Annotated in this window: 12 protein-coding genes and 1 riboswitch; of the genes, 10 read left to right on the forward strand and 2 right to left on the reverse strand. The window is 69.8% G+C overall.

The genetic code is table 11. From position 1 onward, the window contains the following. Positions 1-203: 203 nt before the first annotated feature. On the reverse strand, positions 204-479 hold the full coding sequence (locus AB0H36_RS38415; RefSeq protein WP_360535232.1) for a hypothetical protein: 276 nt from the start codon (positions 477-479) through the stop codon (positions 204-206). Then, positions 476-1,288: a PspA/IM30 family protein gene (locus AB0H36_RS38420; RefSeq protein WP_360535234.1), complete on the reverse strand. Its 813-nt coding sequence runs from the start codon at positions 1,286-1,288 to the stop codon at positions 476-478. The genes AB0H36_RS38415 and AB0H36_RS38420 overlap by 4 nt, the downstream gene beginning before the upstream one ends. A gap of 169 nt (positions 1,289-1,457) precedes the next feature. On the opposite strand from AB0H36_RS38420, the gene AB0H36_RS38425 reads away from it, so the two are divergent. The 10 genes from AB0H36_RS38425 (at position 1,458) to AB0H36_RS38470 (ending at position 10,474) form a co-directional block, all read left to right on the forward strand. After that, positions 1,458-2,045: a DUF3043 domain-containing protein gene (locus AB0H36_RS38425; protein WP_360535236.1), complete on the forward strand. Its 588-nt coding sequence runs from the start codon at positions 1,458-1,460 to the stop codon at positions 2,043-2,045. Positions 2,046-2,088: 43 nt separating this feature from the next. Beyond that, positions 2,089-3,099, forward strand: coding sequence for an aldo/keto reductase family protein (locus AB0H36_RS38430; protein WP_360535238.1), 1,011 nt, complete (start codon positions 2,089-2,091; stop codon positions 3,097-3,099). Beyond that, positions 3,096-3,305 (forward strand): hypothetical protein, encoded by a 210-nt coding sequence (locus AB0H36_RS38435; protein WP_360535240.1) that lies wholly within the window; start codon positions 3,096-3,098, stop codon positions 3,303-3,305. Before AB0H36_RS38430 ends, AB0H36_RS38435 begins: the two co-directional genes overlap by 4 nt. Before the next feature lie 89 nt (positions 3,306-3,394). Next, a riboswitch (cobalamin riboswitch) is annotated at positions 3,395-3,462 on the forward strand. Positions 3,463-3,574: 112 nt separating this feature from the next. Continuing rightward, positions 3,575-4,297: an SCO2322 family protein gene (locus AB0H36_RS38440; RefSeq protein WP_360535242.1), complete on the forward strand. Its 723-nt coding sequence runs from the start codon at positions 3,575-3,577 to the stop codon at positions 4,295-4,297. After that, positions 4,298-5,395, forward strand: coding sequence for a CbiQ family ECF transporter T component (locus AB0H36_RS38445; RefSeq protein ID WP_360535244.1), 1,098 nt, complete (start codon positions 4,298-4,300; stop codon positions 5,393-5,395). Further along, the gene (locus AB0H36_RS38450; protein WP_360535246.1) at positions 5,392-7,002 is read left to right on the forward strand and encodes an ATP-binding cassette domain-containing protein; all 1,611 of its coding nucleotides are present in this window, start codon (positions 5,392-5,394) and stop codon (positions 7,000-7,002) included. Before AB0H36_RS38445 ends, AB0H36_RS38450 begins: the two co-directional genes overlap by 4 nt. Then, a complete protein-coding gene (locus tag AB0H36_RS38455; protein ID WP_360535248.1) occupies positions 6,999-7,808 on the forward strand; it encodes an ECF transporter S component in 810 nt (269 codons plus the stop codon). Before AB0H36_RS38450 ends, AB0H36_RS38455 begins: the two co-directional genes overlap by 4 nt. Then, complete coding sequence (locus AB0H36_RS38460; protein WP_360535250.1) at positions 7,801-8,331, forward strand: bifunctional adenosylcobinamide kinase/adenosylcobinamide-phosphate guanylyltransferase; 531 nt, start codon at positions 7,801-7,803, stop codon at positions 8,329-8,331. Before AB0H36_RS38455 ends, AB0H36_RS38460 begins: the two co-directional genes overlap by 8 nt. 29 nt (positions 8,332-8,360) lie before the next feature. Continuing rightward, a complete protein-coding gene (gene cobS / locus AB0H36_RS38465; protein ID WP_360535252.1) occupies positions 8,361-9,125 on the forward strand; it encodes an adenosylcobinamide-GDP ribazoletransferase in 765 nt (254 codons plus the stop codon). 167 nt (positions 9,126-9,292) lie between these two features. Then, positions 9,293-10,474, forward strand: coding sequence for an ROK family transcriptional regulator (locus AB0H36_RS38470; protein WP_360535254.1), 1,182 nt, complete (start codon positions 9,293-9,295; stop codon positions 10,472-10,474). Positions 10,475-10,875: the final 401 nt, after the last annotated feature.

Below are 10,875 nucleotides of genomic sequence, written 5' to 3' on the forward strand. Positions count from 1 at the left end.
GATGAAACGCCGCCCCCACAACGGCGTGATCCAGAGAGTACTACGTCACAGCGGCTGCGCACAGTAGCAATCGCGAGTGTTTACCCGTGCGCAATCACCAAGCAAGAGAAAGACCCCCGGGGCCCAGATACGGGTCCCAGGGGTCTCGTTTCGACTACTTCGGGTGACCGGCCGCCGGGTCGGGGCGCCGATCGGGGTGGCTGTCAGCCGGCGATCAGGCCGTCGCCGCTGATCAGCTCGCGCATCTCGGCCAGCGAGCTGTCGCTCGGCGGCAGGATCGCGTCGGAGTCGTGCAGTTCGTCGTCGGGCAGCCGGTCGCCGGCCCGGACGAACTCGAGCAGGGCGGCGAAGGCGGCCTTGAAGGCCTCCTCGTCGCCGGCTGAGACAGCCTTCTCGAGCTCGCCGTCCACCTTGTTGAGCTCGTCCAGCTTCTCGTCGGCCAGTCGCCACTGGCCCTCACTCATGATCCGAACGATCATCGGGCGTCTCCGTCCTGAGGTCGCACCGGCTCGGCGGCCGGCTGCTGCGTGGGCTGTGCCTGGGCGGATCCCGGTGTGGCGTCACCGGACAGTTCCTTGGGGGCGCTGCCGCCGGAGATCTGGGCCTTCATCGCGGCCAGTTCGTCCTCGACGTCAGAGTTGGACGACATCCGCTCCAGCTCCAGGGTGATGCTGTCCTTGCTGGTGCCGGTGGCGTCGTCGAGCGCGCCGGAGGCGAGCAGCTCGTCGATCGCGCCGGCCCGAGCCTGCATCTGCTGGGTCTTGTCCTCGGCCCGCTGGACCGCGAGGCCGACGTCGCTCATCTCCTCGGAGATGCCGGAGAACGCCTCGTTGATCCGGGTCTGCGCCTCGGCCGCGGTGTAGGTGGCCTTGATGGTCTCCTTGCGGGTCCGGAACGACTCGACCTTGGCCTGCAGCCGCTGGGAGGCGAGCGTCAGCTTCTCCTCCTCGCCCTGCAGCTGGGCGTGCTGGGTCTGCAGGTCGTCGATCTGGCCCTGCAGCCCGGACTTGCGGGTCAGAGCCTCCCGGGCCAGGTCCTCACGGCCCATCGAGAGCGCCTTCTGGGCCTGCTCCTGCAGCTTGGCCGACTGGGACTGCAGCTGAGACGCCTGCAGCTCCACCCGCTTCCGGCTGGTGGCCACGTCGGCCACACCCCGCCGCACCTTCTGCAACAGCTCCAGCTGCTTCTGATACGAGTAGTCAAGGGTTTCGCGAGGATCCTCGGCCTTGTCCAGGGCGGAGTTCGCCTTGGCCTTGAAGATCGTCGACATCCTCTTGAAGATGCTCATCGATATCCGTACCCCTTCTGTGCCGGCGACAGTCGACCCGGCGTGCGTGTCAACCACCCTATGTCTCCACGGGTCACCACACCATCAGGACCGGCCCGGATAAAGTGGTGGTCAGCTCCGGGGACTCCCCCGAGTCGCGACCTGCCCTGCCGAATGAGGTTCAGACCCCGTGTTCCGTCGTACCAAGTCTGAGACAGATACCACCGTACCCGCCGAGCCCCAGGCCAAGCCGGGCGGTAAGGGACGCCCCACCCCGAGCCGCCGGGAAGCCGAGGCGGCTCGGAAGGCGTCGTTCAAGAAGCCGCGCAACCGCAAGGAAGCGTCGGCGCTCCGGCGGGAGAAGATGCGCACCGAGCGCGCCAAGATGCAGTCGGCGATGCAGACCGGTGACGACCGGTACCTGCCGGCCGCCGACAAGGGTCCGGTCCGGCGGTTCGCCCGGGACTACGTCGACGCCCGCTACTCGGTGATGGAGTTCGCGCTGCCGATCCTGCTGGTGGTGTCGCTGCTCGGCGTGGTCTTCTCACCGGCCTTCCCCTGGCTGGCCGGGACGGTCAACCTGCTGTTCCTGGCGATGATCCTGCTGATCGCGGCAGACTGGTTCCTGCTCACCGCGGGCCTGAAGAAGGCGGTCTCGGTGAAGTTCCCGAACGAGTCGGCCAAGGGCGTCGGCTTCTACGCGGTCCGCCGGACCATGCAGATGCGCCGCTGGCGGCTGCCCAAGCCGATGGTCAAGCGCGGCGAGAAGCCCAGCTGAGACTCGACGGGTACGACGCGGGCACGGGCAGTAGGGTCGGGGTATGGACTTCCGCTATCTCGGCAACAGTGGTTTGAAGGTCAGCGAGATCTCGTACGGGAACTGGCTGACGCACGGTTCCCAGGTGGAGAACGATCAGGCCAAGGCGTGTGTGCGGGCGGCGCTGGAGGCCGGCATCACCACGTTCGACACGGCCGACGTCTACGCCAACACCAAGGCCGAGTCGGTGCTCGGCGAGGCGCTGGAAGGCGAGCGGCGCGAGTCGCTGGAGATCTTCACCAAGGTCTACTGGCCGACCGGCCCGGGCGGACCGAACGACGTCGGCCTGTCCCGCAAGCACATCCACGAGTCGATCAACGCGTCGCTGAAGCGGCTCAAGACCGACTACGTCGACCTCTACCAGGCGCACCGGTACGACTCCGAGACGCCGCTGGAGGAGACGATGGAGGCCTTCGCCGACGTCGTCCGGTCCGGCAAGGCGCTCTACATCGGGGTGTCGGAGTGGACCGCGGAGCAGCTGCAGGAGGGCCACCGGCTGGCCCGTGAGCTGCGCATCCCGTTCGTCTCGAACCAGCCGCAGTACAGCATGCTCTGGCGGGTGATCGAGGCCGAGGTGGTGCCGGCGTCGGAGGAGCTCGGCATCGGCCAGGTGGTGTTCTCGCCGATCGCGCAGGGGGTGCTGACCGGCAAGTACCTGCCCGGCCAGCAGCCGCCGGAGGGCTCCCGGGCCACTGACTCCAACGGCGCGAACATGATCAAGCGGTTCCTCAACGACGACGTGCTCAGCCGCGTGCAGGAGCTCAAGCCGGTGGCGGAGTCGGCCGGGCTGTCGCTGTCCCAGCTGGCCATCGCCTGGGTGCTGCAGAACCCGAACGTCTCCTCGGCGATCATCGGCGCGTCCCGGCCCGAGCAGGTCGTCGAGAACGTGAAGGCCTCCGGCGTCCGGCTCGAGGAGGGCCTCCTGAAGCAGATCGACGAGGTGCTCGGCAGCATCATCGAGCGCGACCCGGCCAAGACCGAGCAGAACGCTCCGCAGACCCGGCCGGGCTCATGAGCTGGAGCTGGCGGTTCGAGACCGCTTCCGGCGCCGTCGTCGACCCGGGTGAGGTCGGCGGGGCCGAGTTCTCCGCCCAGGGCGACGCGGAGAGCTGGCTCGGCGAGAGCTGGCGCGATCTGGCCGAGCACGGCATCGGCCAGGTCTTCCTGCTCGAGGACGGCCGCGAGGTCTACGGCCCGATGAGCCTCGCCGCCCCGGAGTAAGCAGCTGTTGGAACCCGTACGACGTCCTGGGCGGCGTCGTACGGGTTCCTGCTTGTTAAGCTGCGGCTGAACCACTCCTGTGTTCGCAGGGAAGCCGGTCGAAGTCCGGCGCTGACCCGCAACCGTAGGCCACCTCCCCGGTGGCGAGCCGGAACACTGTGACGCAGGCAGACAGGCTCAACTACCCGCCGTGGTCCGCGGGTGGAGCCCCACCCTGCCGACGCAGGCGGGACTTCCTCCACCGGGCACGGCCCGATCGAGGACATGACATGACTGCATATCGCCGGACCGTACGACTGGTCCTCAGCCTGCTGGCGGGTCTCCTGCTGGCGGGGACAGTCGCCACCACCGCGCAGGCCGAGGACGGCTACCGGTTCTGGGGCTACTACCAGTGGAGCGGCGGCCAGTGGGCCTTCGCGCAGAAGGGCGCCGACGGCGTCGTACCGGCCGATGGAGCCGTGGAGGGCTGGCGGTACGCCCTGGGCGGCGCCAAGCCGCGGGTGCCGCGCGCAGCCGGTGACTTCCAGGCGATCTGCGGCAGCACCCCGGCGGAGTCCGGCAAGAAGCGGGTGGCTCTGGTGGTCGACCCGGGTACGCCGGCCGACGCGCTGAATGGTCAGACTCCGGGGCCGGCCACCGGCACCTGCGTGGTCACGGACGTGCAGGCGACCGGCGCGAAGATCCTGGCGGCCGTTGCCCCGGTGCGCATCGAGAAGGGTCTGACCTGCGGGATCGCGGGCTACCCGTCCGCGGGCTGTGGTGACCAGGTGAAGAACATCCAGGTCCCGGCCACGGACGACCCGGTCACGCTGCAGATCGGCGCCGCGGTCGGGTCCAGCGCCGCGCCCTCGCCGACCACGTCGCCGGCTGCCAGCTCCTCCGACTCCGGTGGCGCGCCGTGGACCGGCATCATCATCGCCGCGGTGGTGGTCGTCGTACTGGCTGGTGGCGGTCTGGCGCTCAACCGTCGGCGTGCGAGTCAGCAGAGCTAGGTGCGTACTGTCCATCACCTGACGCTCCCCCGGGCTCTGCACCCGGGGGCCTGGTGGTTGTGGGCGCTGGGCATGGCAGTGGCCGCCAGCAGGACGCGCAACCCGGTACTGCTGGTGCTGATCCTCGTGGTGACCGGCTTCGTGGTGTCGGCCCGGCGGAGCGACGCTCCCTGGGCCCACAGCTACGCCGCGTTCCTCAAGCTCGGCCTGGCGGTGATCGCCGTCCGCGTGGTGCTGCAGGCGTTGCTGTCGACACGCTCACAGGGCAACACAGTCCTGTTCGTCCTCCCCCACGTCCCGTTGCCTGCCTGGGCCAACGGCGTGAAGCTCGGCGGCGAGGTCACGCTCGAGGCGTTGCTGACCGCGCTGTACGACGGCCTTCAGTTGGCCGTGATGCTCTGCTGCATCGGCGCGGCCAACGCACTCGCCAGTCCACGGCGGCTGCTCAAGTCGTTGCCTGGAGCCCTTTACGAGATGGGCGTGGCCTGTGTGGTCGCGCTGACCTTCGCACCGCAACTGGTCACCGACGCCCGTCGGATCCGCGCCGCCCGCCGGCTCCGCGGCCGCACCCGCGGCTCCTTCCGTACGACAGCCATGCCCGTGCTGGAAGGCGCGTTGGACCGCTCCGTGGAGCTCGCCGCCGCGATGGACTCCCGCGGCTACGGCCGTACGGCGCATGTCCCACGACTTCAGCGCCGGATCACCGGGCTGTGCGTGCTGCTGGGGTTGCTGGGCATCCTGCTCGGTGTCTATGCGTTGCTGACCGACTCCATGGCGTTTCCGTTCGCCGCTAGCGTGTTGCTGGTCGGACTGCTGCTGGCGGTGGGTGCCATGGCGGTCGGGCGGCAGCGAGTGACACGCACGCGCTATCGACCGGACCCGTGGGCCTTGCCGGAGTGGCTGGTGACCTTGTCCGGTGCCCTGGCTGCTGGGTCGATGATCGCCGCCGCGACTCGGGGCGTCGAAGGGCTGGTGCTGGCCGGTCCGCTGGTCGTGCCACCGGTCCCGGCGCTGCCAGTGATCGGCATCCTGCTCGGATTGGCTCCCGCGGTGGTCGCGCCGCCCTTGCCCTCTCGACGTGAGCTGGTGACCGCATGATCGAGTTCGACCGGGTCACGATGACCTACGACGGCGCCGAGGCGCCTGCGCTGCAGGACGTCAGCTTCATGGTGCCTGAGGGTGAGCTGGCCCTGGTGATCGGGCGGACCGGCTCCGGCAAGTCCACGTTGCTGCGGGCAATCAACGGCCTGGTGCCGCACTTCACCGGCGGCACGCTGTCCGGCCGGGTCGTCGTCAACGGCCGGAACACCAGCGAGTACCGCCCGCGTGACCTGGCCGATGTGGTCGGCATGGTCGGTCAGGACCCGATGGCCGGGTTCGTCACCGACACGGTCGAGGACGAGCTCGCCTACAGCATGGAGTCGCTCGGGGTGGCTCCGGACGTGATGCGACGCCGAGTCGAGGAGACGCTGGATCTGCTGGGGCTGGCCGACGTACGGGATCGTGCGTTGACCTCTCTGTCCGGCGGACAGCGGCAGCGGACCGCTATCGGCGCTGCCCTCACCTCTCACCCCGCGGTCTTGGTGCTGGACGAGCCGACGTCGGCTCTGGACCCGCAGGCGGCTGAGGAAGTGCTCGCCGCGTTGCAGCGGCTGGTGCACGACCTGGGCGTCACTGTGGTGATGGCTGAGCACCGGCTCGAGCGAGTCATCCAGTACGCCGACCGGGTGATCGAGGTCCCAGGCGGCTCGGCTGCTGTCGCTACTGGGCTTCCAGCCGAGCGGATGGTCACTGCGCCGGTCGCACCGCCCGTGGTGGAGTTGGGACGGCTTGCCGGCTGGTCCCCGCTGCCGCTGTCGGTGCGGGATGCGCGGCGGGCTGCGGTCTCGCTGCGCACCCGGTTGGACTCGGCTGTGCCGCAGCGGTCATCGGCAGACCCTGGCGTCGAGCTGGCGCGTTGCAAGGACCTAGTGGCCGGGTACGGCGGGGTCACTGCGTTGCGTGGGGTGTCGCTGAGCATTCAGGCCGGTGAGGTCGTTGCGCTGATGGGTCGCAACGGCGCCGGCAAGTCGACGCTGCTGAATGCGTTGGTCGGGATCGTGCCGCCGCGGTCGGGGACGGCAGCTGCGGCTGGGGCGGACCCGCGCCGTACGCCGCCTTCCAAGCTGGTGAAGGCGGTTGGGCTGGTCCCCCAGGAGCCGGCTGACCTGTTGTATGCGGCGACGGTGGCTAACGAGTGCGCCGGGGCCGACGAGGACTTCGGGGTCCCGGCGGGTAGCTGCCGGGCGCTGCTGAAGCGGCTGGCTCCGGACATCGACGTGGCGATGCATCCGCGGGACCTGTCCGAGGGACAACGGCTGTGTCTTGCGCTGGCCGTCGTACTGTGTGGTGCTCCTCCGCTGTTGCTGTTGGACGAGCCGACGCGAGGGCTGGACTACGGGGCCAAGCGGCGGCTGGTGGCGATCCTGCGGGAGCTGGCTGCCGCGGGTCATGCCGTCGTGCTGTCTACGCATGACGTGGAGATGGTGGCTGAGGTGGCCACCCGGGTGCTGGTGCTGGCTGAGGGTGAGCTGGTGAGTGACGGGGAGACTGCGACCGTGATCGCGGGGTCGCCGGCGTTTGCGCCGCAGGTGGCGAAGATCCTTGCGCCGTTGCCGTTCCTGACCGTCGGTGAGGTCGCCACAGCTCTGGAACGCGCGTCGTGAAGCTTGTCCGGCTCAAGCCACGCAGTACTGCGGCCCTGCTGATCGCCTCCCTGGTCGGGTTGCTGGCTTTCGGGTGGCCGCTGCTGTACATCACCGACCAGGCGGGTGAGTCGGCGATCGGGCACACCACTGATGCGCCGTGGCTGTTCGTGTTGCTGCTGCCGTTGCTGGTGGCCGTCGTACTGGCTGAGCTGTCCGAGTCGGGGATCGACGCCAAGGTGATTTCGCTGCTCGGCATGCTGGCGGCGGTGGGCGCTGCGCTGCGGGCGCTCGGTCCTGGCACGGCTGGGCTGGAGCCTGGGTTCTTCCTGCTGGTGCTGGCGGGCCGGGCGTTCGGGGCCGGGTTCGGATTCGTACTGGGCGCTGTGTCGTTGCTGGGTGGGGCGCTGATCAGTGGTGGGGTCGGGCCATGGATGCCGTTCCAGATGTTCGCCTGCGCGTGGGTGGGGTGCCTGGCCGGGCTGCTGCCGCGGGCGGCTGGGCGGCTCGAGTTGCTGGTGCTGGGGGCGTACGCGCTCGTGTCGGGGGTGCTGTACGGCGTGCTGATGAACCTGTGGTTCTGGCCCTACGCGACGTTCGGCAGCGACTTCTCGTTCATCCCGGGCGACGCGCTGACGGAGAACCTGCACCGGTACCTGCTGTTTGTGGTGGCGACGTCGCTCGGGTGGGACATCCCGCGTGGGGTGCTGTCCGCGGTGATGGTTCTGCTGCTGGGGCGGCCGGTGCTGGCGGCTTTCCGTCGTACGGCGCGGAAGGCGGCCTTCGACGTACCAGTGGTGTTCGAGTCGAGGAGGTCTGATGGCTGAGCAGCGCACGTTGATCCTGGGCGGCGCCCGGTCCGGCAAGTCGATCGCCGCCGAGCGGCTGCTGAGCGACGAGCCCGAGGTCCTGTACGTCGCCACCGGCGGAGACGGCTCGTCGGACCCGGAGTGGGCCGAGCGGATCGCCAAGCACCGCGCCCGCCGGTCGGCGTCCTGGGGCCTGGCCGAGACGATCGATCTGGTCCCGCTGCTCGCCTCCCCCGGTCCGCCGCTGCTGATCGACTGCCTGACCCTGTGGCTGTCGCGGACGATGGACGCCCTGGACATCTGGTCCGACCTCGGCCGCGCCGGCCTGGTCGACCAGGCCATCGAATCCCTCGCCGAAGCCTGGTCGGGCACCCCGCGCCTGGTGGTTGCCGTCAGCAACGACGTCGGCTCCGGCGTGGTCCCCGCCGACCCCGGCACCCGCCTCTTCCGCGACCTCATGGGCCGCCTCAACACCACCATCTCCCTCAACTCCACCACTGTCCTTTGGACCGTGGCCGGCCGAACCATCCCGCTCACGTGAGCTCCGGCGGCAGCGGGCGGGGTGGATGGGTGGACGGCACCTGGTTGGCACTTGGGACGCTCACCGTGTTGCCGGCTCGGATGCCGTCGCGGGTGGATCGGGTGGTGGGCGGACGGGCGATGATCCTGGCACCCGCGGTCGGGGCGCTGATCGGCGCGATCTCAGCGGGTGTCGTAGCGCTGGCTCAACTCTTGCGGCCGGATGCGGAGTACCTGGCCGGCGTGCTGGGGGTGCTGGTGGTTGTGGTGGTGTCCGGCGGGTTGCACCTGGATGGGCTGGCCGATTTCTCGGATGCGCTAGGGAGCCGGCGGGACCGCGAGACGATGCTTCGGATCATGAAGCAGAGCGACATCGGCCCGTTCGGAGTGGTCGCGATCGTCGCGGTGCTGCTGCTCGATGTCGCCGCGCTCACGGCGTGCATCCAGGCCGGCTTCGGCTGGCAGGCCGCGCTCATCGCCGTCACCGCGAGCCGCCTGACGCTCCCCTGGACCTGCCGTACGACGGTCCCGTCCGCACGTCCCGGTGGTCTCGGCGCAACCGTCGCCGCGACCGTCCGACCGATCGCAGCAGTCCTCACAACCATCGTCGTACTGGCCGGGGCGCTCGCCCTCGCTTGGTTTGACAGCGCGCGACTGGTCGGCAGCGCGAGCGCCGTACTGCTGGCTGTCGTAGTCAGCCTGCTCGTCACCCGGCGGGCTCGATCGGCGCTCGGTGGTGTCACCGGCGACGTACTCGGCGCTGCCATCGAGCTGGCTCTACCAGTCACTCTTCTCACCCTGGCGCTCACCGTCTGATGCGGCGCGAGCCCGCCTGGCGTGCCCGCACCCCCGCGCGGCCTCCGTGCATTACTGTCACCGGGGACGCAGCTGTGGGGCAGTGATTGGCGAGGTCGGATGGCGATGTTGAGGGTTGTTCAGCGGCAGTTGGCAACGAAGGCCTCGCGATCCGTTATGTTTATGTAATGAACGCAACCCGCCCGGCGCCTGGGTCGCAGGCTTCGCTGCGCGAAGCCAACCGCGAGCGCGTTCTGGGAGTCGTCCGGCAGCACGGCCCCCTGACCCAGGTCGAGATCGCCGCCGCCTCCGGCCTGTCCGCCGCGACCGTGTCGAACATGGTCCGCGAGCTCGACCAGGCCGGAATGGTCGGCCTGTCCCGGAGCATCCGCAACGGCCGCCGCGCCGTACTGGTGTCGCTCGCGTCCGGCGGCGGGCTGCTCGCCGGAGTCGCGTTCGGCGAGCGGGACGTCCGGGTCGCGATCGCCAACGAGTCCCGCGAGATCCTCGCCCAGCAACTGATGCCGCTGCAGGCCGACCACGTCGCCGACGACGGGATGGAACGCGCCGCCCGGCTGCTCGCCGACCTGGCCGAGACGGTCAGCTCGGGCGTCGAGGACATCGCCGCGATCGGGTTCGGCCTACCCGCGCCGGTCGACTCGGTCAGCGGTGAGGCCGGGTCGGACGCCGTACTGCCGGGCTGGCGGGGCGTCAACGTCGCCGAGGCGATGGCCGGGCATCTGCGCGCGCCGGTCGCGCTCGACAACACCGCCAACCTGGCCGCGCTCGGCGAGCTCCGCAACGGCGCGCTGCGCGGCGTGCGGCACGGCTGCTACCTGAAGTTCTCGTACGGCGTCGGCGCCGGGATCGTCCTGGACGGCGAGGTGTTCCGCGGGTCTGCCGGTACGGCGGGTGAGATCGGGCACGTCACCATCGACGAGAACGGGCCGATCTGCCGGTGCGGGAACCGCGGGTGCCTGGACACGTTCGTCGGGTCGCGGGCGCTGATCAACAGCCTGGCCGCGTCGCACGGTCCGCTGCGGTTGAAGGACATCGTCTCCCGGGCGTTGCATGGCGACCTCGGCTGCCGCCGGGTGATCGAGGACGCGGGCAGGCGGGTCGGGGTCGCGGTGGCCGGGCTGGTGAACCTGCTGAACCCCGAGGTGATCGTCGTCGGCGGCCTGATGGCCGAAGCCGACGACCTGATCCTCGCCCCGCTCCGCGAGGCCCTGGACCGCTGCGCCATCCCCAGCGCCGCCGCCACCGTCGAGCTCCGCCCCGCCGAACTCGGCGACGAAGCCGACATCCAAGGCGCCATCCACCTAGCCTCAGTCCTCAGCCACACCACAGCCACCAAGTCCTTCGCCTAACCCCACGTCGGGGGCAACCCCTCACCCGGGGGGTTGACCGGCTCATGTGACTGACGTGTGGGTGGGTTGGTTTGGCGGGCGAGCGGTGCGCTGATCTGGCCGGGCCGTGGGTGAGTCTGCGGTGGCGGCGAGACGTGCATTTCATCAGGTAGTGCCCAGCCGCCGGTAGTGCGGTTGAGCGCGGTCGGCTCGGTGTGTACGGCGTCTCGCCGCTGCACTACCTGTCCATCTGTCCCCGGCCGCCCACGCAACGTCGCCCGCCGCCGGACGCCACCACACCTGCCAGCCTGCGGGCCGCGGCCGGCGGGGCTCCTGTGGCGGGGATATCCGGTGCTGTTGTGGGGGGGGGGGGCCGGTCGGAGCTATTGGAGGTGAAATAGATAGAAAAATATACGAAGATC

The sequence above is a fragment of the Kribbella sp. NPDC050820 genome (assembly GCF_040653975.1).
Taxonomy (GTDB): Bacteria; Actinomycetota; Actinomycetes; order Propionibacteriales; family Kribbellaceae; genus Kribbella.